General features: G+C 40.1%; 25 protein-coding genes. 17 read left to right on the top strand and 8 right to left on the bottom strand.

What is annotated here, in order from left to right:
* Positions 1–33: 33 nt before the first annotated feature.
* Both BFP71_RS14465 and BFP71_RS14460 read right to left on the bottom strand, forming a co-directional pair.
* Entirely contained in the window at positions 34–621 is a 588-nt protein-coding gene (locus BFP71_RS14465) for a hypothetical protein (RefSeq protein ID WP_069836159.1), read from the bottom strand.
* 61 nt (positions 622–682) lie between these two features.
* Positions 683–1,348 (bottom strand): tetratricopeptide repeat protein, encoded by a 666-nt coding sequence (locus tag BFP71_RS14460; protein ID WP_069836158.1) that lies wholly within the window; start codon positions 1,346–1,348, stop codon positions 683–685.
* A 96-nt stretch (positions 1,349–1,444) separates the two neighbouring features.
* Here BFP71_RS14460 and holA point away from each other — a divergent pair, with 96 nt between their 5' ends.
* The 7 genes from holA (at position 1,445) to BFP71_RS14425 (ending at position 10,405) form a co-directional block, all read left to right on the top strand.
* A complete protein-coding gene (gene holA, locus BFP71_RS14455) occupies positions 1,445–2,467 on the top strand; it encodes a DNA polymerase III subunit delta (protein ID WP_069836157.1) in 1,023 nt (340 codons plus the stop codon).
* A 73-nt stretch (positions 2,468–2,540) separates the two neighbouring features.
* Positions 2,541–5,606 (top strand): tetratricopeptide repeat protein, encoded by a 3,066-nt coding sequence (locus tag BFP71_RS14450; RefSeq protein WP_088125053.1) that lies wholly within the window; start codon positions 2,541–2,543, stop codon positions 5,604–5,606.
* Positions 5,606–7,255, top strand: a complete 1,650-nt coding sequence (locus BFP71_RS14445) for a TonB-dependent receptor (RefSeq protein WP_141719773.1) — start codon at positions 5,606–5,608, stop codon at positions 7,253–7,255. The genes BFP71_RS14450 and BFP71_RS14445 overlap by 1 nt, the downstream gene beginning before the upstream one ends.
* 68 nt (positions 7,256–7,323) lie before the next feature.
* The gene (locus tag BFP71_RS14440; protein ID WP_069836155.1) at positions 7,324–8,346 is read left to right on the top strand and encodes a hypothetical protein; all 1,023 of its coding nucleotides are present in this window, start codon (positions 7,324–7,326) and stop codon (positions 8,344–8,346) included.
* A 1-nt stretch (position 8,347) separates the two neighbouring features.
* A complete protein-coding gene (locus BFP71_RS14435) occupies positions 8,348–9,028 on the top strand; it encodes a MotA/TolQ/ExbB proton channel family protein (protein ID WP_069836154.1) in 681 nt (226 codons plus the stop codon).
* On the top strand, positions 9,028–9,417 hold the full coding sequence (locus BFP71_RS14430) for an ExbD/TolR family protein (RefSeq protein ID WP_069836153.1): 390 nt from the start codon (positions 9,028–9,030) through the stop codon (positions 9,415–9,417). Before BFP71_RS14435 ends, BFP71_RS14430 begins: the two co-directional genes overlap by 1 nt.
* Position 9,418: 1 nt before the next feature.
* Positions 9,419–10,405 carry a hypothetical protein gene (locus BFP71_RS14425; protein ID WP_069836152.1) on the top strand — a complete coding sequence of 329 codons (987 nt, stop codon included), beginning with the start codon at positions 9,419–9,421 and terminating at the stop codon, positions 10,403–10,405.
* 5 nt (positions 10,406–10,410) lie between these two features.
* Here the strand turns inward: BFP71_RS14425 and BFP71_RS14420 are convergent, their stop codons facing one another.
* Positions 10,411–11,061 (bottom strand): head GIN domain-containing protein, encoded by a 651-nt coding sequence (locus BFP71_RS14420; RefSeq protein ID WP_069836151.1) that lies wholly within the window; start codon positions 11,059–11,061, stop codon positions 10,411–10,413.
* A gap of 145 nt (positions 11,062–11,206) precedes the next feature.
* On the opposite strand from BFP71_RS14420, the gene BFP71_RS14415 reads away from it, so the two are divergent.
* Genes BFP71_RS14415 through BFP71_RS14400 form a run of 4 tightly spaced genes read left to right on the top strand, consistent with a single transcriptional unit; the run spans position 11,207 to position 15,049 of the window.
* Positions 11,207–12,472 (top strand): DUF2130 domain-containing protein, encoded by a 1,266-nt coding sequence (locus tag BFP71_RS14415; protein ID WP_069836150.1) that lies wholly within the window; start codon positions 11,207–11,209, stop codon positions 12,470–12,472.
* A 49-nt stretch (positions 12,473–12,521) separates the two neighbouring features.
* A complete protein-coding gene (locus tag BFP71_RS14410; RefSeq protein ID WP_069836149.1) occupies positions 12,522–13,742 on the top strand; it encodes a bifunctional folylpolyglutamate synthase/dihydrofolate synthase in 1,221 nt (406 codons plus the stop codon).
* A gap of 3 nt (positions 13,743–13,745) precedes the next feature.
* The gene (trmB, locus tag BFP71_RS14405; RefSeq protein WP_069836148.1) at positions 13,746–14,408 is read left to right on the top strand and encodes a tRNA (guanosine(46)-N7)-methyltransferase TrmB; all 663 of its coding nucleotides are present in this window, start codon (positions 13,746–13,748) and stop codon (positions 14,406–14,408) included.
* Entirely contained in the window at positions 14,405–15,049 is a 645-nt protein-coding gene (locus BFP71_RS14400) for a phosphatase PAP2 family protein (protein ID WP_069836147.1), read from the top strand. Before trmB ends, BFP71_RS14400 begins: the two co-directional genes overlap by 4 nt.
* A gap of 2 nt (positions 15,050–15,051) precedes the next feature.
* Here the strand turns inward: BFP71_RS14400 and BFP71_RS14395 are convergent, their stop codons facing one another.
* A complete protein-coding gene (locus tag BFP71_RS14395) occupies positions 15,052–16,632 on the bottom strand; it encodes an ArnT family glycosyltransferase (protein WP_069836146.1) in 1,581 nt (526 codons plus the stop codon).
* Positions 16,633–16,750: 118 nt separating this feature from the next.
* Here BFP71_RS14395 and BFP71_RS14390 point away from each other — a divergent pair, with 118 nt between their 5' ends.
* Together BFP71_RS14390 and BFP71_RS14385 are read left to right on the top strand one after the other, a co-directional pair.
* Positions 16,751–17,692, top strand: coding sequence for a glycosyltransferase family 2 protein (locus BFP71_RS14390; protein ID WP_069836145.1), 942 nt, complete (start codon positions 16,751–16,753; stop codon positions 17,690–17,692).
* Complete coding sequence (locus BFP71_RS14385; RefSeq protein WP_069836144.1) at positions 17,676–18,578, top strand: lysylphosphatidylglycerol synthase transmembrane domain-containing protein; 903 nt, start codon at positions 17,676–17,678, stop codon at positions 18,576–18,578. The genes BFP71_RS14390 and BFP71_RS14385 overlap by 17 nt, the downstream gene beginning before the upstream one ends.
* Here the strand turns inward: BFP71_RS14385 and BFP71_RS14380 are convergent.
* From BFP71_RS14380 to BFP71_RS14370, 3 genes are all read right to left on the bottom strand, one after another.
* Positions 18,541–18,930, bottom strand: coding sequence for a DoxX family protein (locus BFP71_RS14380; RefSeq protein ID WP_069836143.1), 390 nt, complete (start codon positions 18,928–18,930; stop codon positions 18,541–18,543). The genes BFP71_RS14385 and BFP71_RS14380 overlap by 38 nt on opposite strands.
* Before the next feature lie 13 nt (positions 18,931–18,943).
* Positions 18,944–19,438: a phosphoglycerate mutase family protein gene (locus tag BFP71_RS14375; RefSeq protein ID WP_069836142.1), complete on the bottom strand. Its 495-nt coding sequence runs from the start codon at positions 19,436–19,438 to the stop codon at positions 18,944–18,946.
* Positions 19,439–19,522: 84 nt separating this feature from the next.
* Positions 19,523–20,116, bottom strand: coding sequence for a beta/alpha barrel domain-containing protein (locus tag BFP71_RS14370; RefSeq protein WP_069836141.1), 594 nt, complete (start codon positions 20,114–20,116; stop codon positions 19,523–19,525).
* A 229-nt stretch (positions 20,117–20,345) separates the two neighbouring features.
* Here BFP71_RS14370 and BFP71_RS14365 point away from each other — a divergent pair, with 229 nt between their 5' ends.
* Genes BFP71_RS14365 through rpe form a run of 3 tightly spaced genes read left to right on the top strand, consistent with a single transcriptional unit; the run spans position 20,346 to position 23,366 of the window.
* Positions 20,346–21,086, top strand: a complete 741-nt coding sequence (locus tag BFP71_RS14365) for a hypothetical protein (RefSeq protein WP_069836140.1) — start codon at positions 20,346–20,348, stop codon at positions 21,084–21,086.
* The gene (locus tag BFP71_RS14360; protein ID WP_088125052.1) at positions 21,070–22,680 is read left to right on the top strand and encodes a S8 family serine peptidase; all 1,611 of its coding nucleotides are present in this window, start codon (positions 21,070–21,072) and stop codon (positions 22,678–22,680) included. The genes BFP71_RS14365 and BFP71_RS14360 overlap by 17 nt, the downstream gene beginning before the upstream one ends.
* A 32-nt stretch (positions 22,681–22,712) precedes the next feature.
* A complete protein-coding gene (rpe, locus tag BFP71_RS14355) occupies positions 22,713–23,366 on the top strand; it encodes a ribulose-phosphate 3-epimerase (protein WP_069836138.1) in 654 nt (217 codons plus the stop codon).
* A 470-nt stretch (positions 23,367–23,836) separates the two neighbouring features.
* On the opposite strand, the gene BFP71_RS14350 is transcribed toward rpe, so the two are convergent.
* Complete coding sequence (locus BFP71_RS14350) at positions 23,837–24,184, bottom strand: arsenate reductase family protein (protein WP_069836137.1); 348 nt, start codon at positions 24,182–24,184, stop codon at positions 23,837–23,839.
* Positions 24,185–24,375: 191 nt separating this feature from the next.
* Here BFP71_RS14350 and BFP71_RS14345 point away from each other — a divergent pair, with 191 nt between their 5' ends.
* Complete coding sequence (locus tag BFP71_RS14345) at positions 24,376–24,837, top strand: DUF4168 domain-containing protein (protein WP_069836136.1); 462 nt, start codon at positions 24,376–24,378, stop codon at positions 24,835–24,837.
* The last annotated feature ends 45 nt before the right edge of the window (positions 24,838–24,882 follow it).

The raw sequence follows: 24,882 nt of genomic DNA, 5'->3' as shown, positions 1-24,882 counted from the left end.
CATTTCTGAGTGAAGTGAGGCCTTTTTAATTGCTTAATTACCTTTCATCGGTGGTGTGATCATAATGTGTGCCCTGTACAAACCTGGGAACATGACCCAAGGGTGACCGGCACCATTTGGTTTTTCTGGTAAACCAGTAGTTTCACCCGTCGCTAAGGGTGTATAAATGACATAGCGATATTCGCCACCCTCTACTTTTTCCGTTTCGGGATTGTATCGGGCATCTGGGCCACGATAAATCTGAAGCGTAGAACCATAGCCAGGCTTCTGAAGTGTTCCATTCATCATTTCCTTTTCACGAATAGCGAAAATTTCACCCCGCGACTTACCTTCGGCTCTAAGAGCACGGCCTCTCGCCATAAAAGGCTCAACATCTTTGGGGTAGCACACAATTTCAAAACCTTCTTTATTGGGATCATCAGACCGGACTACAAAGTTGTTCGTACCTTCTCTTAAGGTTACAAAATTGCCGTCTTTGTCGAATCCATAAACGTGAGCACCAGCTCTCGCAGATTCAGGAGCTGCCCACAAGGCGGACTTAATCTGGTCTTCTTTTTTGACTTGGGCCAATAACCCAGAACTAAGCATTAATGCTGAAAACAGGAGTGTGAGTTTCTTCATTTGACTAGAATTTTCATGAATATACACAAGCCTAAAGACTTGTCATATGCTTGTATACATCTTACTTTTTACCCTTAAATAAATTGACGGTGAACTTTCCGAAGTCTTTAAGCCCATCTTTGGTCAATAACGTTTTAAAAACATCAGCTTTTGTGGTAGGTGAGGCGCTAGTTTCTACTTTTGGCGTAGGTTTTAGCTCTTCTTTCACATCAGGCTTATAACCCACTAAGTCATTTGATTTATCGAAACTCTTTTTTGCCTTTTCTGCATAACCAAGCTTTTCTTCGACGAGACCTTTATTATTCAAGGCAATGGCATCTTCAGGATCGAGTGCAATCGCTCTTTCGTAATCTTCAATCGCCCCTTCGAGATCACCAATTCTGTCTTTGAAAAAAGCTCTTGACGAATATCGATATGGATTTTCTTGATCTAGCGACAATGCTTTTTCAAATTGTATTGCAGCAAGGTCATTCTTATTATTCAGGTGTAGGGAAACAGCATAATCACCTATAAAAGAGGCATTTATAGGGTTTATATCAACCAGCTGTTTAAAGTCTTCCAACGACTTCTCCATTTCATCAACTTTAGAATAAGCCCTCGCCCTGTTATAGAGTGCCTCTATTTGATTTGGATTTTGTACCAAAGCACGCGTGAACAACTCAATTCCTTTCTCAAATTCGTTTTTCCGGCAAGCTTCTACACCTTTTTCTACCAACGCTTCTGACATATAAATCAATTTTAATTCAAATATAAACAGCTCATAAAAGTCTTAGTTCATTCTAAAGAAAAATAGAATCGAGTAACTATATTTGACTTCAAGTCTATGAGCCATCATCCAGATCAGGTATTGAGTGATTTGAAGGCCGGAAAGTACGCACCGGTTTACTTCCTTCAAGGGGAAGAATCCTTCTACATCGACCAAATTTCAGATTTTATTGAGGAAAATTGCCTTCCAGAAGCCGAAAGGGGTTTCAACCAAACGATAATGTATGGCAAGGACGCCAACATGAGCCAGATCATCACAAATGCGAGACGTTTTCCGATGATGGCCGAGCGTCAATTGGTCATTGTAAAAGAAGCCAAGGAAATACCAGACCTAAACAAAGAGGAAGGACAGAAATTGCTAATGGATTATCTGGATAATCCTGTGCCCTCAACTGTTCTGGTTTTTGCCCATAAACACAAAAAAGTAGATGGACGAAAGCCACTTTCAAAAGCCTTGAGCAAAAAGGCGCTCTTGGTGACCACTACCAAATTAAGGGATTATGAGCTGCCAGGGTGGATTGAAGGCTATGTCAAATCTAAAGGATTAAGCATCAATTACCCTTCCGTACAAATGTTGGCCGAGTACATCGGCACCAATCTAGAGCGGCTGAGTAACGAAATAGGTAAGGTGGCCATTAACCTAAAAGAAGGGGAGCAGATTACGGAAGATCACATCCAGAAGTATGTCGGTATCAATAAAGATTACAATGTATTTGAGTTGCAAAAGGCCATTTCTAGCAGGGATGTGGTGAAGGCTAACCGAATAGTAAACTACTTTTCGGCAAATATCAGGGCGCATTCCATTATCCCAATGATCGCTTTATTGTACTCCTATTACACCAAGCTGCTTTTGGTGCATAGTGCCAAAGATAAATCCGATAGTGGTTTGGCAAGAGCCATTGGTGTACCGCCTTTTGTGGTTAAAGAATATAAAATGGCTGCATCACATTATGCCTTACCGAAAGTAATGCAAAATGTTAGCCACCTGAGAGAAGCTGATTTAAGGTCAAAAGGTGTGAATTCAGGGGCCATAAAAGAGGAAGAGGTATTAAAGGAATTAGTTTTTAAATTGATGCATTGAGGAATCAGTCGACTAGCTGACAATAATCAATGCCAAAAAGAGTTTAGAGTAAAAGTGAGCAAAATATAAATTGATGAGGAAGATAATTTTTTTATTCAGCATCTCTTTCCTTGCTCTCGGGTCATTATCAGCTCAAAGTACGCTACATCAAAACAACGAAAACCAATACTATCGTTTTGGCCTAGAATTGTTTGATAAGCAAAAGTTTAGCGCGGCACGAGAACAATTCGAAAGATACATAGCCGTAGGAACGGACGAGATTAAAAAGGCAGATTCAGAGTACTACGTTGCCTACTGCGCGCTAAACCTTAATAATCCTGATGGCACACAACTTATTTCAGATTTTGTAGCCAAGCGCCCAAATCACCCCAAAGCCTCAAAAGCCTATTATAACCTTGGAGTCAATGCCTTTGAATCGAAAGACTTTGCTACAGCCAATAAATACCTAAAACTGGCTAATACGAGTGTTCTGGATAACAATGAGCGATCTGAGACGAACTTCAAGATTGCTTATTCCGCGTTTAGCTTAAATAAAAAAGCAGAAGCAATTGAATACTTTGATTTAGCGAAACAGCAGGATAGCCCTTACTACGCTGATGCAAACTATTATGCAGGCTTTTTGGCTTATTTAGATGCCAATTATGATAAAGTTTTAGTGGATCTCAAGCGTGCCGAAGCAAGCCCTAAATATCAGTTTCGCGTGCCGATCATGATCACAAGTGCTTATTTCAAGCAAAAACGGTATGGCGAAGTTTTGGCCTATGCCGGTAAATTCAAAGATATAGCAACCGAAAGCCGTCGGATGGACTATCTCTACCAGATCTATCAAATGGCAGGGGAGTCTGCCTATTCACAAGAACGATATGAAGAAGCCATAGAGTTTTATGGGCTCTATCGCCAAATCGCTGGGAAGAGTATCACCGAAGAAACACTTTATAGAATCGCATACTCCAACTTTGTATTGGGCAATGCCGAACCAGCGATAGAAGACTTTAAAAGAGTAGGGCTGAAAGAAGATACATTGGCGCAACTCGCCTCATATTACTTGGGTCAATTGTATGTAGAAAAAGAGAACTATCTCTTCGCGATCGCGGCATTTGATAAAGCGAGTAAGTTGCCTTTCGATGAAAAGATTCAGGAAGAGTCGTCCTTCAATTATGCCAAGGTAAATTTCGAAGCCAAGAAATATTCAATCGCCATAGGAGCGTTAGATAGGTTCATCAAAAAATACCCTACATCCTCTTATGTGCCAGAAGCAAATAATCTACTTTCCGAAGCCTTCTTAAATACTAATGACTTTTTAAGGGCTATTACATTTATAGAACGAATTGAAAACAAGACAGATAGAGTCAAAGAGGCTTATCAAAAAGTGACTTTCTACAAAGGCACAGAGTATTTCAATACGGCAAAATATAAGACAGCCATACAGCTCTTCGATAAGTCTTTGAAATTTAGAGTTGATAAAGATTTGGAAGCTGGGGCGCTTTTCTGGAAAGCTGAAGCACAAGCCACATCTCGAAGTTATGCCCAAGCGATCAGTTCCTACCAAAAGGTAATTGATACGCGAAATAGAAATTCAGAATACTATTTAAAGGCAAATTATGGAATGGGTTATGCCTACTATAATACGCAGGATTATGCCAGGGCTAGAGTTTATCTCAAGCGATACGTCGATGCCCTTCAAAACAAAAAAGACAGATTAAACTACGACGATGCCATTCTAAGGCTTGCAGATTGTTACTATGTAGATAAAGCTTATGCTACAGCCATTTCCTATTATCAAAGAGCGATAGATAACAATAATCCTAATGTAGACTATGCTTACTTTCAGAAAGGCGTAGTTCGCGATTTTCAGAACAAAAGTGACGAGGCGATTCAAGCATTGGATATTGTGATCAATCGATTCAGTCAATCCAGGTATTTTGATGATGCTGTTTACAAGAAATCCCAAATTCAATTGGAGGCAAACGAATTTAGAGCCTCAATAATCGGGTTTACGAGAGTGATCGAAAGATTAAGCCAAAGCCCATTTATTCCATATGCCTATGAAAGTCGTGCTTTGGCCTATTTCAATTTAAATGAATTGGACAAGGCAGAGGAAGATTACAAAACCATTTTGAATAAGTATGTGACCAGCAAGGTGGCCAATAGCGCCTTACTTGGACTTCAAAACACTTTAAAACTGAATAATAAGGTTTTAGAGTTTGATCAATACCTGACCAAATATAGAAGTGCCAATCCAGATAACGAATCCTTAGAAACGATCGAATTAGAAGCAGCTAAAAACAAGTATTTCAGTGGAGAATACAGTGCTGCCATTGGCGCTTTTGCAGACTATGAAAAAAGCTATGCGGAAAGTCCTTTACGTCACCAAGCAAAGTTTTTTAGAGCCGAAAGTCATTACCGTTTGTCTGAAAACGACAAAGCATTGACCATTTATTACGAGTTAGACAGAGAATCAGAAATCGCTGATATGGATGTGGTTTTCCAAAGAATAGGAGAGTTGCAGATCAAGGCGGGCGATTTCCAAGAGGCCGCTAATTACTACTCCAAACTGGAGGGGATTGCCAGAAGTAAGAGACAAGAAAACGATGCTTGGGTAGGCTTACTAGATGCTTACTTTAAGCTTGGCGATTACACAAAGATGCGTGTGTATGCCAATAACATTCTAACCAAAGGAAGTATATCTCAAGACGCTACGAATAGGGCTCAACTCTATTTAGCCAAATCGGCTTACAGCGAAGGTGATTTTGACGAAGCGATCGACCAGTTATTATCTACAATCAATGCAGCGAAAGATCAATATGGTGCAGAGGCTCAATATCTGCTCGGGAAGATATTCTTCCAACAAAAGCAATATCAGCAGTCATTAAACACACTATTCGAGTTCAGTGAAAACTTTGGTGAATATGACGAATGGCTGGGTAAAGCCTTTTTGTTAGTCGCCGACAACTACATTGCCTTAGACGAATTATTCCAGGCGAAAGGAACTGTTAACTCAATTATTGAAAATTCAACTGTAGAGAGTGTTTTAGCAGAAGCCAAAACCAAGCTAGCCGAAATAGAAAAGCTAGAAGCCGCGTTAGCGGAAAAAGAAGCATCTCAAGACACAACACAAAATAAGGGAGGGAACCAATAATGAAAAGGTCATTATCAATACTATTACTTTTTTCCCTTGTGGCTGTTCAAGGTTTTGCACAGGGAACAGGTAGACTAGAGGAAGAAGCGGAAATTGTTATTCGAAAGGATAGAAAAATAGTTCTTCCGCCTGCGATTAGAAACTTTGAAAAAATACCTCAACTACCCGTTAGTGGCACGACTACTAAGCAGAGCTATCTTTTTAAGAAGTTCAATTATAGTTTAAACCCTTTGGAGCCTTTCTTCCAAACAGCGAACTACCGATCTAGCAAACCAGCGACAGATTTTACGTCCAACTACGTGAAAGCTGGTTATGGGAACTTTGGAACACCTTATTTCGAAGGCTATTTAGGCTCGCCTAAGAGCGAAGACTACGTTTTCAACCTTTATGTAAGGCATTTATCTTCGAGGCGCGGCCCTGTGTTCGATGAGAATTCGGGTAATGGGAAAACAGAAGCTTCGGTTGGCGGTAAATTTTTCAATGGTTTAAATACTATTTCGGGAAGCTTGAATTATACGCAGCAAAAGGTTCACTTTTTCGGATATAACCCTGTCTTAGACCTTAGCAGTGATGCAATCGAACAAAAGTTCAGTCGCTTTTCGGCAAATGTGGCGGTAGAAAAGACAGAAAGAGATCAGGACTTGAACTATAGCTTCGAGACTGATTGGGTGTTTTTTAGAGATGATCTAGAGGCGAAAGAGAATAAATTCAACTTTGATGTTACCGCTGATTACAAATTATCAGAAAATATAAAGGTTTCTATGAAGGCATTAGCCATTCTATCGAAACGGCAAGATGAAGCGATTGATGTGAATCGTAATTTCCTGAATTTACAACCTAGAATCACTTATGCTGGCAATGGATTTTCTCTAGCTGGAGGGATTAATTTTGCTGGTGACAATGATTCTGGAAATGGTATGTCGGTTTATCCGGTAGTTGAAGGAAGTTTTAGTGTAAATACTGGATTAAGAGTCTACGCAGGTTATGAGGGAACGGTGACTATGAATACACTAGAATCTTCCATAGCACAGAATCCTTTCTTACAAGCAGCTTTCGACTTAAGGAATACTGAGAAGGAGAGCGATATTTACGGTGGTGTAGAACTAGACCTTTCAAAAGGTTTAAGGCTGAACGCAGGAGCCTCATTAGCGTCATTGAATAATCTCCAGCTCATTACAAATGCTGCCTCTGACTCGTCTAGGTTTGAGATTCTTTATGATCAAGGACCAACGGATAGGTTAAACATATTTTCAGAGATCAATTATGAGCAAGAAGGGCAAGTTCGATCTTCGTTACGTTTTGATTTCTATAATTATGAATTGACATCTACCTCACCGAATTTGGCCGAAGCGTGGCACTTACCCACTTTCAAAACAGCCTTTCATAATACGTTCTTCCCGCTAGAGAATTTGTCAGTCACGGCCGATGTATACTATTTGGGTGGGCTAAAAGCTTTAAATGGAGAAACAGGCGAGGCCTTTGATTTGGATGATATTCTAGACTTAAATTTGGGCGGCCGATATCAACTAAATCAACAATTTGGTGTATTTTTGAAACTAAATAACCTATTCGGCACTAACTACCAACGATACCTGAATTACCCATCACGCGGTATTCAATTTTTAGGCGGTATATCCGTTTCATTCTAGTTTTCTTGGTCAGGTGCGCATCATATATTTTAGTAAATTATAAACTGATTCATCAACCTGAATAACTAATGGCCGCAAAAAAGAATACGGACCCTTCTGAAAACGACGAAACTCCCAAAAGCGGAACTACAAAATCATCAGCAAAGAAAAAGACCACGACACCAAAGAAACCTGCTAGCAAAAAACCAGTTGCTAAAAAGGCTGAACCAGCTTTAGATGATGATTTTGGTCTAGATGATATTGCGCTAGATCCTATTGATGATGTTATAGAGATTGAAGAGATAAAACCTGTATCTCCCAAGCCAACACCAAAGAAAGCGGCACCCAAAAAACCAGTAGCGAAGAAGACTGCGGCAAAACCTAAGACACAACCAAAGGCTAAGGCCGAAACAAAGCCTAAGGCAGTAGCTAAACCTAAAGCAACGCCTAAACCAAAGGCAACAGCTAAGCCTAAACCTGAAACTAAGAAAGCTTCAGCACCTAAAACGGAACAAAAACCACCTGTTAAAGCAGTGCCATTACCAGATGCTGCACCTAAAAAGGTAGAAGAGAAGCCTGTGGCGGCTGTTAAAACAGAAGCGACTATAGTCAATAAGCCAGTTGAAAAACCGAAAACAGAAGAAAAGAAGAACAACAATACAGGCATCTTCGTCATTCTTTTCCTGATTCTGGCAGCTGTAGCAGTTTACTTTTTGGTCTTTGATAAAAGCGAAGAACCTACAAAAGAGCCTCCTGTTCAAAAAGAAATAAAGCAAACGCCAGTAGAAGAGAAACCCGTTCCAGAACCTGAGCCTGAACCAGAGGTAAAGTCAGTTCAGCAGGTTGAAACTAAGCCTGAAATAGTAACAATTTCTGCCCCCGATGGACGTTTCTATGTTGTTATTGGTAGTTTCTTCGACGACGATCTTGCATTAGATGAAGCTAATAAAATTGTGGCTTCTGGAATTAACGCATACATGATTGAACCTTCAGGTGATTTCACTTTACACAGGGTGGGAGTAGCAGTAAGCGATAGCCGCGCTAAAGCCTTTGAAGAAAGAGGAACACTAGTAGAAGAATACGGTCAAAATATCTGGGTATTGAAATATTAAAATGGTGATTTTACAACAACTAAATGGTGCTGACACCACAGGAGTGGCAGCAGATGGAGAAGGAACATTGTTTTTCTTTGAGCTAATTCTCAAAGGAGGATTTTGGTTAATTCCAATCTTAGCACTCTCAATAGTAGCGATTTATATCTTTTTCGAAAGACTAAGAAACCTAAACAGAGCCGCTAAAACTCCTTTTGAATTCATGGATAAAATCAAGGATTTAGTCGGTAATGGAGATGTTAACGGAGCAAAACTTTTGTGCTCTCAAACAGATTCACCGATCGCTAAGATGATTGAGAAAGGAATCCACCGAATTGGAAGTCCACTCAAGACAATAGAAGCCTCCATAGAAAACGTCGGTAAAATCGAGGTTTATAAATTAGAAAAGAACCTTTCATTATTAGCAACTACAGCTGGTGCTGCACCAATGATAGGTTTCCTTGGAACTGTATCTGGTATGATTCAGGCATTCATATCCATTGCGCAAGAAGAAGGCTCAGTAAGCCCTAAACTCTTGTCTACAGGTATTTATGAGGCTATGATCACGACAGCCGCAGGATTGGTCGTTGGAATTATTGCTTACTTAGGCTACAACTACTTAGTATCTAAAGTGCAGAAGGCTATCCATTACATGGAATATACTTCGATCGATTTTATTGATTTACTTCAAGAGCCACAATAATGGATATTAAATCAAAACATAAAGTAGATTCTGCATTTAGTATGTCATCCATGACGGATATCGTATTTCTTTTGCTGATATTTTTTATGCTGACTTCATCATTCATTACACCATCGGGTCTTGTGGTTAACTTGCCTTCAGCTGCTTCTTCATCTATCGTTTTACAAAAGAATAGTTTGACGATTACGGCAGATTTAAAGTATAGATTGAATCAAAAAGACATCACACCAGAGAGCTTCGAGTCGGAGTTAGCCCGTTTAGTAAATGGGGAAGAAGGTACTCTAAGTCTAAACATTGATCAGGCAGTACCCGTAGGACATATGGCAAGGGTTGGTGGAATTGCCGCTAAACTAAAGCAGAAGACCATATTGGTAACAAAACCTGAATAGCATGTCTGAACAGGAGAAAAAGGATAAAAGATTTAGTATCATCATGACTTCGGCGATTCACGCTTTAGTCATTTTGTTATTGATTGTTTTGGTGGCTTGGAGCCCGCCAGATCCGCCTACTCCTGAGTATGGTATAGAACTAAACTTTGGTTTTGAAGAAGAAGGTAGCGGCGATGTAGAAAAAGAGACAGAAGCCATAGCCGAAGAATCTGAAGAAGTAACACCACCAGATGCCGAAGTGGAATCTGAAGAGGTAGAAGTCGAAACACAGGAGGAAACTGATCCAGTTGAACCTGAGCCAGAAGTTCAGGAAGAAGTACTCCCAGATCCTGTAAAAACCGAAGAAATTCAAGAAGAAACACCTCCAGTTACACAAGAAGAGGCGGTGGAAAAACCCGTAATAACACCCGATGAAAGCGAGGTTAAAGTAGAAAAGAAAAAAGAAGAGGTTGTCGAGGAGAAAAAGGAAGAAGTCACTCCGCCTAAGAAAGTTGAAGAGGAGAAAAAAGAAGAAGTAAAGCCACAACCCAAACCAAAACCAAAGCCAACACTAGACTCAAGAGCCTTGATGAGTGGTAAAAAAACCAATACTGATTCTAAGAAGCCTACATCAAATAATCAGGGACAATACCCTAACAAAAAGGGTAATCAAGGTGATCCGGATGGTAATAAAGCAACTAGCGGAACTAATCCAGGAGGCGAAGATATTGGTGTAAGTTATAGCTTGGATGGATGGAAATGGGAACGTCCACCGACCGAGAAAGATGATTCACAAATTGATGGAATTATCAAGTTTGCCATAGATGTAGACGATCGCGGAAAGGTTTTAAACGTTTCTGTTGTACCCGGTACCACCATTAGTGATAACACAATCGTAGAGTTTTATAAGAAACAGGTACTTAAGCTTAGTTTTAGACAAACCGATACCTCTAAAGCACCTGCTCCAATATCCAAAGGTGAAGTGACCTTTGTCATAAAGACGAACTAGTCGATTTAGTTATCATTTACTAGAGAACCAGCACCAGAAATATCAGACCTGATTTCTGGATTGCCTTTATATCTGACTTTTGCAGCTCCTGAGATATTTACATCCAGCAACTCGTTGGCCATTACTCGCGCTTCACCTGCTCCAGATATATATACATTAACATCCTGAGCCATTAAGTCATACCCCCTAAAACTACTTGCACCAGAAAGGTGCAGGGTTAGGTTTTCTAATAGTCCACACAAATTTGTAGAGGTCGCACCGCTTAAATGTACTTCCAAGTCGTCAAGTTCAAGACATGATTCAGTATTGAGTTTAGCAGCACCACTCAAGCGAAATTCCTCGAAATCTGGAGCCGTAATATATATATCGAGTTGATCGAGGTTACGAATACTACCTTTAATTTCTAACTCCAAAACACCGTTGACAACCTTCGATTCTATGTGGTCCAGAACATTACTATGGGTAACAATTGAAAGTTGCTGATCCTGGCCTTGGGAAACGATAATATTTCCAGGCAACGATGAGTTAATTGAAGTAAATGTGGCAACAGTACGATCTTCAGTAATAATAGGTCCACTGGCATTGATATTGACTTCATCGCAGCTACTAGCGAGTAAACAGATCGCTAACAAGTAAATTAGATTTTTGAGTTTCATGATTTTGAGTTTTAAAAAATTGACACTTCAACTATCTGACGACCACCAAAACATAAACACGTATGAACCCACTGTTTTTTTAACAAGCATGCTACCTTTATATTGGATGAATTATTAACACCCGATTTCATTAATTACCCCAGAAATGGCGAATCAAACCAACATAAACTGCCCTAATTGTGGAACAACTATAGATGTTCAAGATATTCTTGCGCACCAGTTAGAAGATAAGTATAAGGAGCAGTTCAGGCAGCAATTACAAGCTGAGAAAAACAAGTTTGCAAGTGAATTTGAGACGCTGAACAAGGAAAAAGCTGCTTTCGAAGAAAAGAAGAAGCAAGAAAACGAACTGTTCAAAGAACGTTTGGAGAAACAATTGCGCGAAGAGCGAAGAGGCATTGAAGAGAAATTGAAGATTAAAATTGCTGAAGAGCAGTCTGATCAGTTTCAGACCTTACAGAAAGAGCTCAATGAGAAGTCGGAGCAAATCAAAGAATTAAACAGAACTAAGGCTGAAATTGAAAAGCTCAAAAGAGAAAAAGGTGAGCTAAAAGAGGCGGCTGAGGCAGAAGCCCAAAAAAGGCTTAATGAAACGCTTCAGGGAGAAAAGGAGAAAATCAGAAAAGCGGAAGAAGAACGAAATGAGCTTCGATTTAAGGAAATGCAGAAGCAATTGGAAGATCAAAAACGCCTGACTGAAGAGATGAAGCGCAAGCAAGAGCAGGGTTCTATGCAGCTGCAAGGAGAGGTTCAGGAATTAGCGATCGAGGAGTGGTTGGCCAATCAATTTCCGTTAGACAGTATTCAAGAAATAAAGAAAGGTGCCCGAGGCGGCGATTGTATTCAAGTAGTGAATACACGAAGCGCTCAAAACTGTGGTACAATTTACTATGAAAGTAAGCGTACAAAAGACTTTCAACCAAGTTGGATTGAAAAGTTCAAAGCCGATATAAGAGAAAAGGGAGCTGACATTGGCGTGCTAGTCACGGAGGTAATGCCATCAGATATGGATAGAATGGGGCTCAAAGATGGCATATGGATTTGTAACTATGATGAGTTCAAAGGGCTTTGTGCTGTCCTAAGAGATCAAATAATACAGGTTAATGTTGCTGTTGGTTCTCAAGAAAATAAAGGCGATAAAATGCATATGCTCTACGATTTCCTGACGAGTAGTACGTTTAGAATGCAAGTTGAAGCCATTGTGGAAGGCTTTACCTCTATGAAAAATGCGCTAGACAGTGAAAAGAGAGCGATGGCGCGAATCTGGAAAGAGCGAGAGAAACAGATCGATAAAGTCGTAACCAATACGATCGATATGTATGGATCTGTAAAGGGAATTGCTGGAAATGCAGTTCAGTCAGTGAAATCCTTGGAGCTCGACGAAGGAGATTATCCTGAGGAAATATCCTAAGACAAGCTTAACAATCCAGTAATTTCATTACATCTATTATCTTCGCTCCATGAATTACAAGGAGACTCAAGAGTTTCTATTTAGTGCATTACCGATGTACCAGCGCATTGGAAAAGAGGCGTTTAAAAAGGACCTATCCAACACTTTGGCGTTATGCAAAGCCCTTGGTAATCCGCACTTAAAATTCAAAAGCGTTCATGTTGCAGGTACAAATGGCAAAGGAAGCTCTGCACATATGCTTTCTGCTGTTTTGCAACAAGCGGGATTCAAAGTAGGACTCTATACTTCTCCACATCTCAAAAGTTTTACTGAACGCATTAGAATCAATGGTAAAGCCATTCCAGAAGAAGGTGTGGTAGATTTTGTCCAACAAAATAAAGCGGCTATCGATCGGATTCAGCCATCATTTTTTGAAATAACCGTTGTGATGGCATTTGATTATTTCGCCCGAGAAGAAGTAGATATTGCGGTTATAGAAGTAGGTCTTGGCGGAAGACTTGACTCGACCAATGTAATCACGCCTGAAGTTTCTTTGATCACCAATATTGGGTTTGATCATATGGAAATGTTGGGAGATACCTTGCCAAAGATTGCGGGCGAAAAAGCTGGTATTATAAAACCAGAAGTCCCTGTTGTTATCGGCGAAAAACAAACCGAAACCAGCCCAGTTTTCGAACAGAAAGCAAAAGAGATAAATTCAAAGCTGTGGTATGGCGATCACCATCAAAAGTTACCACAAACTGATCTGATGGGGGACTATCAGAAAAACAACATTCCTGGGGTACTGAAAACCGTTGAAGTTTTGAGGGAATTGGGATGGAAAGTGAGGGGTGAAGATATCACGGTCGGACTAAACCAAGTAGTAAGTCTAACTGGACTAAAAGGTCGATGGCAAACACTTAGCAAATACCCTTTAACTATCTGTGATACAGGGCATAATAAAGAAGGGTTTCAGCAAGTACTTGATCAGATTGCGAGACTTAAAAAACCACAGGTTTACATGGTTTTAGGTTTTGTGAACGATAAGAACATCAAGGATTTGATGGCATTAATTCCAAACGAGTATCAATTAACATTCTGCCAAGCGAATATCCCGAGAGCTATGCCCCTTGATCGGATTAAGGAAATCGCACTCGATCTTCAGATTCAGGCGGATTATGTGAGCGATGTAAATGAGGCTATCGATAAAGTGCGGGTGAATGCTAAACCGGATGACTTAGTTTTTGTGGGAGGTAGTACATTTGTGGTGGCCGAAATAGAAGGATTGTAAAGAATGCCAAGAGGTAAGAAAAAGCGTTTTCAAGAGAATAAAGAACTACCTAATATCATTCAAGAAGGTAGCGATAACTTCAATCATGTAAAGGGACAGTGGGCGCAGCACTACTTTAAAAATGACTACCCCATTACGGTAGAAATGGGGTGTGGCAAGGGTGAGTATACAGTGGGCTTAGCCAGATATTTTAAAGAGAGGAACTTTGTTGGTGTCGATATTAAGGGAGATAGACTTTGGGTAGGTAGTAAACTCTCAGTAAAAGAGAAGCTAGAAAATGTCGCGTTTTTAAGGACTTTGATTCATCATATTAATGACTTTTTTGAAACTGATGAAGTCGATAATATCTGGATTACTTTCCCTGATCCGCGCCCAAGAGACAGAGATGAAAAGAGGCGTTTAACTTCACCTCGATTTTTAGAACACTACAAAGACATATTAAAACCTAACGGTCAGGTTTTCTTTAAAACTGATAATACGGGCTTATTCGAATACACCTTAGAAGTTTTAAAGGAAAGAACCGATATTCTCGATTTGGCCTATACTTTTGATTTGTATCAATCGGAATATCTAGATGATCACTACGGAATTAAGACGAATTTCGAGCAGAAATACCTTGATTTGGGAGAACCAATTAAATACTTGAAATTCAGATTTAAACCATGAATTCAGATCCAATATTCGGCGCTAAAGTGAATTGGCTTACAACGATCTATTTTGTTGTATTTGGGGTGATATTGGTACTCACCAGCCACGGAGATATCGTTTTGTGGTTCAATGATCGGCACTCACCAGTTTTAGATACATTCTTTAAGTATTGGACATACCTTGGTGATGGTGCTTTATTGGGCGTATTGGGCCTTGTTTTGCTTTTGACAAACTACTACCGATTGCTAATGTTCTTAATTGCAGTAGCGCTACAGACTGTATTTGTCCATATTTTTAAACAGTGGTTATCGGCTGGAGAGCCAAGACCAAAAACCTTCTTTGCGGATCAAATTGATACATTAAATTTTGTGGAAGGGGTGACTGTCAGAGGCTATGATAGCTTCCCATCTGGCCATACAGCTTCAGGTTTTACCTTATTCTTCTTTCTAGTACTACTGGTTAAAAATGTAGCTTTAAGAATAACCCTCTTTTTTACGGCTGTACTAGTTGGACTATCAAGAGTATACTTGCTACAGCATTTTGCAAGAGATATCTACGTAGGTAGTCTTTTTGGGGTGTTGTCCGTTTTACTGGCTTACAGATTTTTTTACAAACAATCGCAGAACGAAAAGCTCCAAAAAGGATTGATAAAATCTTAAGATCATTGAGTTCGATCCCAGCGCATAATCAAAGTCGTAGGATTCTCAAACATGTCTCTAGCCTCTGATTGGTACATAAGCCCAGGAATTTGAGATAATTCTTCCTGATAACTCGTTCTTGAAATCACATATCCTTTTTCATATTGGCGCATGGCTGATTCAATATCCTCGACGTTTACATAGCGAGGAACTACTCGTTCTAACTCGAAAATAAAAGCTGCATTTACACGCTGATATGAAATGAAATGCGCACTTCGATCAAGTTCAGGGATTAACTTACGAACAGGATTCTGTGCATCTACCTGAGGGAAAATTACAGAGAAGAATAAAATGGTCATGACAAGCCATGCAGCAGTATTGACTCTTATCACTGAAAGGATATCTTTTTTGGCAAAAGCGAAATACAAAATCAAGATACCTGCTACAGAAAGCAAGGCGAAGTAGTAACTAAGGTCGGTTAGGCTAAAAATGGTTTTGTCTTGCGCTATCCCGAAGTAAATACCTACAGGAAAACCGATCAGCAGTACACAATAGCTAATTAGGCCAATCCGATTACCTAAAGATTTTAACCAACTATTATCCAACCGGCTAACATAAACACCGACTAAAACCGCTAAAACAGGATATGCCGGCACTGTGTAGTTGGGAAGTTTAGTGCTGGATGAAGCAAAAAAGATAACGATAAATGCTACAGCCAATCCGCAATACAGTAAAGCCTCGTTTTGTCTGTTTCGCCAAGTATGCTTTAATGATTGAAATACGAATGGCAGATAAGTCAACATGCCGAGTACAAAAACATAGGCCAAAGTGATTACAAAAAGTCCCTCATGGCCTTCCATGGCTTCTGAATAGCGGGAGATATTATGCTTAAAAAAGAAGTCCTCTGTCCAAAGACCATCAGTCGCTTTGTGCACTTGGTAGTACCAAGGAGCCGCTACTAATACAGACAGCACGATCCCGCCAAAAGGTTGAAGCCTCCAAATCGTTTTCCATTTTAAATCCTTATTGAAAATCAGGAAGAGTAAAGCCGCAGCACCGGGCAACGCGACTGCAATCGGTCCTTTGGTCAAAAGTCCACAGCCTATGGCGAAATAATAGGATAGTAACTGCCATTTGCTGTTGGTTTTATAAGCTTCGAAAAAAGAGAAAAATGCCCATGTAATAAAGAAGACCAGATAAGGATCGGGTACGGACATATGAAATTGAAAATTGAAATGAAGCGAGGCAATGAGCACCAAACTGGCGTTGATAGCTGCTTTTTCATTAAAGTTTTTACGAACAAACAGAAACGTAATTAGAATGGTCAAAACGCCCATTAGCGAAGAAAAGAATCGAGCACCAAAGGCATTTACCCCAAACAAACTATAGCCAGCCGACATAAAGTAATAGTGGAGCGATGGCTTGTCAGTACGTAACTCACCGTTATAATAGGGCACTACATATTCTCCCGAAGCGTACATAGCACGCGCCGCTTCTGCATTTTTTGCTTCGTCTAATGCATAAACATCCAGCCCACCAATATTGGCGTAGGAAACAGCGATAGCTAGGGCTATGGTTATGGCTAGGGGAAGATGCTTACTCATAAAGTGGCAAAGCTAAACAATTGTCTGTTATTCGTTGCGAAAGGCTCGGTAGGAAGTATAAAAAACCTTTTAGGTATTTGAATAAGAACTCATTTACTTTGCATTTCAAATTTAGAGTATGAAGCTATCGGTTGTAGTTACCGTTTACAACGAGGAAGATAACGTAATTCCACTTTGCCAAAAGGAATATGAGGCACTTGAAGGAATAGATTACGAGTTAATATTGGTAGACGATGGATCGACAGATAAAACTGTAGAAAACGCCAAGTCGATCGCCAACGAGCGTACAAAAGTGCTCATCTTCAATAAGAATTATGGACAAAGTACAGCCATGTCGGCAGGAATAGCCGAGGCAAGTGGTGAGTACATAGTGACCATGGATGGTGACCTCCAAAATGACCCAGCTGATATTCCTAAAATGATGGAGAAGCTGGAAACCTCTGGAATGGATGTAGTGGCTGGCGTGAGAGCCAATCGAAAAGATGGTTTCGTGCTTCGCAAATTCCCTAGTAAAATCGCCAACTGGATCATAAGAAATACCACCGATGTAAGGCTGACGGATTATGGCTGCTCTTTAAGAATTTATAAAAGTGATATAGCCAAGAATTTAGGCCTCTATGGCGAATTACATCGATTTATCCCTGTTTTAGCCAAACTACAAGGTGCTAAAATGACAGAGGTAGATGTAAATCACCATGCACGAATCCATGGCGAATCTAAATACGGTATCAATAGAACCTTTAAGGTTATGGCTGACCTTATTCTGATGATTTTCTTTCAGAAATACTTCAGAAGACCGATGCACCTATTTGGTGGGCTAGGGATTATCACTTTCGCCTTGGGCTTTATGATCGATTTATACCTGGTGATATACAAATTTGTCACAGGTGCGGATATTTGGGGTAGACCACTATTGCTCCTTGGTAGTATCATGATCTTAGCCGGAATTCAGTTCATTACGGTCGGCATTATCGCTGAACTTATGATGAGAACGTACTTTGAATCTCAGAATAAGACAGTCTATCGTCTGAAAGAAACCTACATTGGACAAGCGCGTTAAGAAAGGGCTTAAACTTACGCTTCAAATTGCGATTGCCGCATTTGCCGTTTACTATGTAATTGGTGAAATAGATGTAGATGAATTAAAGACCAGTTTATTACAAGCCGATATCGGTTGGTTAATTTTGGCGTTCTTAGCGTTCAATGCTTCAAAGATTCTCAGTGCCATTAGATTAAATCATTTCTTCAAAGCCATTGAAATAAAGCTCAGTGAGATTTATAATCTGAAGCTTTATTATCTGGGGATGTTGTACAACCAATTTCTACCCGGAGGTATTGGTGGCGATGGATATAAAGTCTATTTATTGAATAAGCTTTATAAAAAGCCAGTGAAGCAATTAGTGGCTGCGACGCTTTTAGACAGAATTAGTGGGGTAGTAGCGCTCGGCTTTCTAGGCTGCGGACTCGGACTACTTGGTACTGCATATGATGCCCTAGAAGGGTTTGGCTTCTTACTTTGGGTAGGGTTAATTCTGGCTTTTCCAGCCTATTATATCATGGTTCATTATGTTTTTCCTACTTACAAGAAAGTGAGTCATATTACCAATATACAGGCGATTGGTGTACAAGCTTTACAAGTATTGTGCGCTTATCTAATCTTGAAATCACTTGGTGTGGAGACTGGGTTTATAGATTACTTTACCTTATTTCTTTTGTCTTCAGTTCTGGCGGCTTTACCCATCTCTTTGCCGGGTGGCTTTGGCGTAAGAGAATTAACAATGACCATAGGCTATCAGGTGTTTTTGCTCAGTGAACCAGCCTCTATCGCTTTAGCATCACTATTTTTCCTGATAACTTTAGTAAGCTCCCTGATCGGGACAGTCTATTTGAAGATAGGAAAGACAGAGGCTATTTCCGATGCCACCATGCCCAAGCAATCAGAATAGGGTGAATGACTAAAAGTCTAACCCAAGCAACCCATGCGGGTACACATAAGCCTTCATGAACGCATCCTCCTAATTCGATAAAGTAAACATGCGCTGGTAGAAAAGCGATCAACATGGCGATGATTAGCATCGCTGAAAGCTTTCGGGTAGGCTTGAATAACAATCCAAGGGCCAAAAGAATTTCAGCCAATCCACTGATTACATTAATGGCTTTTGTCCAAGGCAAATAATCAGGTATCAGAGGATAATAAAACTCTGGACTAATAAAATGATTGGCGCCAGCAAACATGTAAAAACCTACGATTAAGAGTAATGAAGCAAATTTAAGACGTTCTAGTTTTTTGACCTTCATTACCTATATATCGCTAATAAGAAAGTACAGTGGCAGTACCTTTTCCAATTTCCGTCACGCTTACAATAAAGATTTTAGAGTAATCGCTCTCTGATAATTGTTTGAACTGATCTTTACCAATTAGAGCGTTTACCACATTGGGAGTAGTATTTGAGTGACCAGAAATAACGATCGTTTTACCTCGGTGCTCTTTCATAATATCTTCCAAAAAAGCGGCACTTCGTGGGTCGTAAGTGTTAATCGTTAGACCCTTTGCTTCAGCAATCGGCTGGACAGTGCTTTTAGTTCTTTTGTATGGCGAAGAATAAAGAGCAGCAATATCAGCCTCCCTTAACATTTCCTTTAAGGCCTGAGCCCTTTTCACACCTTCTTCAGATAAGTTTGGATCTCTTGGATCATCATTAGATTTTTCAGCATGACGAATCAGGATAAAAGTGGTTACCTCATTTTGTGCAACTAACTGAGCAGAACAAACAAGAAGAAGACTAAAAAGTATAATACGTTTCATAGGAGTAACTTTGACACATAAGTTAATAGGTCAAACAGCAAGATACGCGAAAGAGGACATTTTTTTTAAGAGCGGTTTTGTCGACTATCCCGCCAAGTCGTCAATTTCTAATTCCTCAAGGATATCAGCCAATTCGTCGAAATCTTTGTAACCAGGTCTAATTTCATCACCACCGGTAAGAGAGATTCCCTTCGCATTTAGGCTTTCAACAAATTCAATAACATTTTCAGCCTGAAAGCCTTCTGAAACGACAAAAGGAAAGGAGGCCTCCTTTAAGGCATCTGAATTTACAGTGGAGTTATTGATTATTATATAATCCAAGCCTTGGTTGGATAGATCCCAGGCTTTTACGGCTTCATCAATAGAGGTGGCATTGTAAACAACAGCAAGCCCTGTTGATAGTGCTACCTCAATCTGATCGAGATGACTGATTTGAACCGATTTAATCCCGTAATCTTTGATGGCATTGGCGACATCTGTAGCTGGATCATTAATTTCACCGACAAATTCAACACCAGACAACCAATCTGTCATTTCCTTAAACTTTGTAGGGTCCGTATAATTCTGATGGTCGGGTTCAATGTTGAATCCCAACTCATTCACTTCCATTCCGGCACAATATCTTGCATCACTCAGGTTGTTGATGCCACTTACAACTACAAACGTTCTTAAGGCCATATTTTAAACTTGCTCTAAATTCAGGGCAAAAATAACAGATTTTAAAAGCAATTGTCATCAGAATTTCAAGATGGAACCATTTAAAAATGATGTTCCCAAATCACATCAAATAATTAGGGTCTTTGCTAAGACACTTGTAGTTCATTCAAGAAGATTGGTGGTATTAGATGCGAAGAATAGTCGTTTAACGTTATCCAATCATTGACCAAACCTGTTAATTTTACGTCAAATGCGTTTGAAATTCGAATACCTGTTCTTATTGCTCATTTTGGTCACTTTTTCATGTGTATCAAATGATGACGCACCAGCTGAAGAACCGCTTGATCCAGATCTAGGTAAATCATATTTCTTTCTTGAACCTGATAAATTTCGTGAATACGAAGTTTATGAAATTCGGTATTCGGCTGTAGAAATCAGCGATACCCTAGAGTATCAGTTACGTGAAGAAGTGAGTGATTCTTTCGTTTCTAATGGTATTGAATCCAGATTGATCCGTCGACTGACTAGGAATACAAGTAACGATCCTTGGTCGTTGGATTCCCTTTGGACAGCTAGAGTAGAAGAGGGCATGGCAGTGTCGGTTGAGAACAATTTACCATTGGTGAAAATGGTTTTTCCAGTAGATACTTCTCGAAGGTGGGACAGAAACTTACTCAACGGTCGCGATGCCTTAACCCAACGATATTTGACCTTTAATGAACCCTTTACCCAAGGAATTAATACTTTTTTGAGAGCAACCGAGATACAGGTAAGTGATGACAATGATGAAAACCCCAGTGGCCTTGCCATTACGTTTAGGGATGAGAGAACGGAGGTTTACGCCGATAGCATTGGACTAGTTCGTAAAGAGTACCGGCAACTGAAATTTTGCTCAGTTGGTCCTTGCGCCAATCAAGAAATTGTGCAGTCGGGTCGGTACTACAGAGAGGTATTAACCGCACATGGTAGCTTAAATGAAGAGGGGAACTAGACTAATCATATGCCTTTTATTCCTAAGTACATGTCTTAAAGGACAAGACCAGTATATGGTCTTTTTTACCGATAAAGCCAATACAAATTATTCCACAAATAGACCATTAGAATTCCTCTCCCAAAGAGCTATTGATAGGCGTTTAAAGCACAATGCCGCGATCACTTCGCAAGATTTCCCTGTAAACTCAAGCTATGTCGATCAAGTAGGAGCATTAGGCATTGAAACTTATTATACTTCTCGGTGGATGAATGCTTTGCTTGTCCAGATGGAAGCCGTAGATGTGAACAACGTCATGAGTTTACCATTTGTAGAAAGTGTAGAATTCGTATCGCCTGCAGCCATACTTTCTCCGCCGGGGGAAATAGAGCAAACCGATGATTCACCATTACCGCCACCACGAGTGGAGACCCTCCAATATCAAATGTTGGGCATAGATCAAATGCACACCGAAGGCTATATGGGTAGTGATGTGTTTGTAGCCATTTTCGATTCAGGATTCAATAACTACGATAACAATCCTGCCTTTGCTCATATTCTAGCTGAAAATCGCTTTATCCATACCTTTAACTATGTCGATAATAGTATTGATGTAGGTAATCGGTTTGATCATGGATTGAACGTGCTGTCCGTTTTGGGTGCAGACGGTGAAATGATCGGTGCCGTACCGAAGGCCAGTTTCATGCTGGCAGTAACCGAAAATGAAGTAAGTGAATACCGAATAGAGGAGTACAACTGGCTGTTTGCGGCAGAAGCGGCGGATAGCATCGGTGTAGATATCATTAACACTTCTTTGGGCTATAGTGAATTTGATGATGCCAGTATGGACTATACGGTTAGTCAAATGGATGGCCAAACGGCCGTGATTACTCGCGCAGCGAATATAGCAGCGAGCAAAGGTATACTTCTAGTAAATAGCTCGGGAAATCAGCGAAATAGCCCTTGGGGAACCATTACCGCCCCAGCAGACAGTGAAAATGTACTAGCAGTAGGAGCTATTAATAGTATTGGTGTACTGGCTGGCTTTAGTAGTTCTGGACTAGGAGGGGGCGGCACCACAAAACCAGATGTAGTAGCACTGGGGGTGAATGTTGAAGTGACTAACCCGCAAGGCTTTTTAACAGTCGCTAATGGCACGTCTTTTTCATCACCATTAGTAGCTGGCTTGGCCACGGGGTTAATTGAAGCATTCCCTGAGAAAACGAACATCCAGCTTATGGATATTTTACGAGAATCTGGAGATAGGGCTAAAAACCCAGATGACGACTATGGTTTTGGTATTCCGCTTTTCGAAAGAGCCGTAAAAATTGCTGACGAGTCACTTATTCCGATAGAAGAGGGGATTATCGCTTATCCCAACCCCACTGACCTTCCTTACTTTACACTAAGTTTTGGAGAACCCTTTATTGGAGAAGAGGTCGGCATAGAAATCTATAATAGCGAAGGCGCTAAAGTTGAAGTTTATCGAATTGTACCAAGTCTTTTCAACAACAAACAAGAAATTGACCTATCAAGCATTAGACCTGGTCTTTTAGTGCTTAGGCTAACATCTAGTCTTGGCGTCATCACTAAAAAGATCATTAAGCGAGGCTAAGTTTATTGGTCATTATTGATTTATATTTGATCATGAGTTCTCCCATTATAGCCCCTTCAGTTCTAGCTGCAGATTTTGCTAACCTTCAACAAGACGTTGAAATGTTAAATGAAAGTCAGGCAGATTGGATTCATGTTGACATCATGGATGGCGTGTTTGTGCCTAATATCTCATTTGGAATTCCTGTTTGCGATGCTATTAATCAGCATGCGAAAAAACCACTTGATGTACATTTAATGATCCAAAAGCCGGAACAATACCTCAAGGCTTTTAGAGACGTTGGCGCAGCGAATATTACGGTTCATTATGAGGCTACCGATCATTTGCATAGAGCGCTACAAGAGATTAAAGCACTCGATTGTAGAGCAGGCGTGGCGATCAACCCACATACGAACGTTCAATTACTGGAAGATACTATAGCCGATATAGACTTGGTTTGTATCATGTCTGTGAATCCTGGATTTGGTGGTCAGAAGTTTATCGAGAATACCTACAAAAAAGTAAGACAGCTAAAGGAGATTATTGCTGAAAATGATGCCAATACGCTAATAGAAATCGACGGTGGCGTTAATATTCGCAATGCACCATTGCTGATGGAGGCAGGGGCGGATATATTGGTTGCTGGGAGCTTTGTCTTCAAGTCTGTTGATCCACAAATGACTATTGAAGAGCTCAAGAACATTTAACGAGTTTCTGTTTTAAAAGAGACCTTTCGTTTCACTCAAGGTGACGAAAGACCATCGTCATCCTGAGCATAGCGAAGGATCTCTTAAATATTTGTCTTCGTGCTTTAAGCCGTGTGATCGGATTGACTATTGTTAGATTACCCTTAAGCAAGATGCTTCATTAATGCCACATGCCGTTTATACAGACCTTTCGTTTCACTCAAGGTGACGAAACACGTGAGTAGCCGAAAACACTATCGTCATCCTGAGCATAGCCAAGGATCTCATGATGATTGTCTTAGTGCATTGAGCCTATCGATCGGATTGACTCTAACTGGATTAGCCGTGGGCAGGCTGCCTTGTTTAGGAAAACTTGCACTAGATACAGACCTTTCGTTTCACTCAAGGTGACGAAAGACTATCGTCATCCTGAGCGCAGCGAAGGATCTCTTGAATAATTCCTTAGTACTTTAAGCCAAGTGAAGAATCTCCTAATTCAAAGTTTCCTGTAATTGGGCAACAACTTTTTTGCTGTTACCAATAAAGATTTGATCGTCGATTATAAAAACAGGACGCTTTAGAAAAGTATACTCCTCCAAAATCAACGCCTTGAATTGAGGCTCGTCTAATGACTTTTCATGTAATCCGTTGGCACGATATTTTCTAGCCACCTTACTGAACAAACTTTCATAGGAACCCGAAAGTGCATGCATTTGCTCGATCTGTTCGCTAGTGATGGCTTCTGTTTTGATGTCTTGTTTTTCGAAACCATCAAGATTCAAGCTACTCATTATTCTTTTGCAGGTATCGCAGGTGGAGAGGTAGTAAACTTTGCGCATGATTGAATTTTATTTGTCAAATATTGGACACTTGCCTAAAATTATTGCCTTTAAGGGAAATTTGACAAATTTTCGCTTGTATGTTTTCGACAATTCCTTTGTTTTGTATCGCTGTAATAAGCAACTAAACTACAAACTATCTGAAGAGAAGGATTGACTACCCTTTCTTTTAACTAAAATTTAAAATTGAAATGAGAAGATTAACGAATACCGTATTAATGACCATGTTGATGTCAATGATGGCTTTTAGTACAGTAAGTGCGCAGGATTTCACAGACCAAGAGGTAAAAGATTACGCTATTATTCTTATGGCCCAGAAGTCTATCACAGAAAAAATTAGCCCGCTAGTGAATGGTTACATTGCACAGCAAGAGGGTATCGATGGTAAAAGATATGACGCTTTAGACAAAGCTGCTAAAGGCGATGTTTCTAAATTACCAGCTGATGCCTCAGACCTAGAAAAAGGATTCTATGGTCAAATGCAAAAGCTTGTGAAAGCAAGAACTAAAGCAGCTGGTACAGTAGTAAGTAACCTCGCGAAGTATTCTTTAGGTGCTAAGCAGTACAATGCCATTAAGAAAGCTTACAAAAGCGACAGTGCATTAAAAGCAAGAGTAGACGGTATGATGTCGTCAATGTCAACAGAACCTTAATCAACCTTAATATATTCTAAAACGAAAGAGACTGCTTTTAGCAGT

Origin of the sequence: Roseivirga misakiensis, assembly GCF_001747105.1 — a bacterium.
In the GTDB taxonomy this organism is placed as follows: domain Bacteria; phylum Bacteroidota; class Bacteroidia; order Cytophagales; family Cyclobacteriaceae; genus Roseivirga; species Roseivirga misakiensis.
The sequence above is the reverse complement of the archived record's forward strand: the minus strand, read 5'-3'. Positions and strand labels throughout refer to the sequence as shown.

Bases quoted from the DNA above. Each gene is read 5' to 3' on its own strand.
- BFP71_RS14435 (WP_069836154.1), top strand. From the start codon at position 8,348: ATGGTGATTTTACAACAACTAAATGGTGCTGACACCACAGGAGTGGCA.
- BFP71_RS14365 (WP_069836140.1), top strand. From the start codon at position 20,346: ATGCGTTTGAAATTCGAATACCTGTTCTTATTGCTCATTTTGGTCACT.
- BFP71_RS14460 (WP_069836158.1), bottom strand. From the start codon at position 1,348: ATGTCAGAAGCGTTGGTAGAAAAAGGTGTAGAAGCTTGCCGGAAAAAC.
- holA (WP_069836157.1), top strand. From the start codon at position 1,445: ATGAGCCATCATCCAGATCAGGTATTGAGTGATTTGAAGGCCGGAAAG.
- trmB (WP_069836148.1), top strand. From the start codon at position 13,746: ATGCCAAGAGGTAAGAAAAAGCGTTTTCAAGAGAATAAAGAACTACCT.
- BFP71_RS14350 (WP_069836137.1), bottom strand. From the start codon at position 24,184: ATGCGCAAAGTTTACTACCTCTCCACCTGCGATACCTGCAAAAGAATA.
- BFP71_RS14465 (WP_069836159.1), bottom strand. From the start codon at position 621: ATGAAGAAACTCACACTCCTGTTTTCAGCATTAATGCTTAGTTCTGGG.
- rpe (WP_069836138.1), top strand. From the start codon at position 22,713: ATGAGTTCTCCCATTATAGCCCCTTCAGTTCTAGCTGCAGATTTTGCT.
- BFP71_RS14415 (WP_069836150.1), top strand. From the start codon at position 11,207: ATGGCGAATCAAACCAACATAAACTGCCCTAATTGTGGAACAACTATA.
- BFP71_RS14450 (WP_088125053.1), top strand. From the start codon at position 2,541: ATGAGGAAGATAATTTTTTTATTCAGCATCTCTTTCCTTGCTCTCGGG.
- BFP71_RS14370 (WP_069836141.1), bottom strand. From the start codon at position 20,116: ATGGCCTTAAGAACGTTTGTAGTTGTAAGTGGCATCAACAACCTGAGT.
- BFP71_RS14440 (WP_069836155.1), top strand. From the start codon at position 7,324: ATGGCCGCAAAAAAGAATACGGACCCTTCTGAAAACGACGAAACTCCC.
- BFP71_RS14395 (WP_069836146.1), bottom strand. From the start codon at position 16,632: ATGAGTAAGCATCTTCCCCTAGCCATAACCATAGCCCTAGCTATCGCT.
- BFP71_RS14445 (WP_141719773.1), top strand. From the start codon at position 5,606: ATGAAAAGGTCATTATCAATACTATTACTTTTTTCCCTTGTGGCTGTT.
- BFP71_RS14380 (WP_069836143.1), bottom strand. From the start codon at position 18,930: ATGAAGGTCAAAAAACTAGAACGTCTTAAATTTGCTTCATTACTCTTA.
- BFP71_RS14425 (WP_069836152.1), top strand. From the start codon at position 9,419: ATGTCTGAACAGGAGAAAAAGGATAAAAGATTTAGTATCATCATGACT.
- BFP71_RS14400 (WP_069836147.1), top strand. From the start codon at position 14,405: ATGAATTCAGATCCAATATTCGGCGCTAAAGTGAATTGGCTTACAACG.
- BFP71_RS14410 (WP_069836149.1), top strand. From the start codon at position 12,522: ATGAATTACAAGGAGACTCAAGAGTTTCTATTTAGTGCATTACCGATG.
- BFP71_RS14420 (WP_069836151.1), bottom strand. From the start codon at position 11,061: ATGAAACTCAAAAATCTAATTTACTTGTTAGCGATCTGTTTACTCGCT.
- BFP71_RS14390 (WP_069836145.1), top strand. From the start codon at position 16,751: ATGAAGCTATCGGTTGTAGTTACCGTTTACAACGAGGAAGATAACGTA.
- BFP71_RS14345 (WP_069836136.1), top strand. From the start codon at position 24,376: ATGAGAAGATTAACGAATACCGTATTAATGACCATGTTGATGTCAATG.
- BFP71_RS14375 (WP_069836142.1), bottom strand. From the start codon at position 19,438: ATGAAACGTATTATACTTTTTAGTCTTCTTCTTGTTTGTTCTGCTCAG.
- BFP71_RS14430 (WP_069836153.1), top strand. From the start codon at position 9,028: ATGGATATTAAATCAAAACATAAAGTAGATTCTGCATTTAGTATGTCA.
- BFP71_RS14360 (WP_088125052.1), top strand. From the start codon at position 21,070: ATGAAGAGGGGAACTAGACTAATCATATGCCTTTTATTCCTAAGTACA.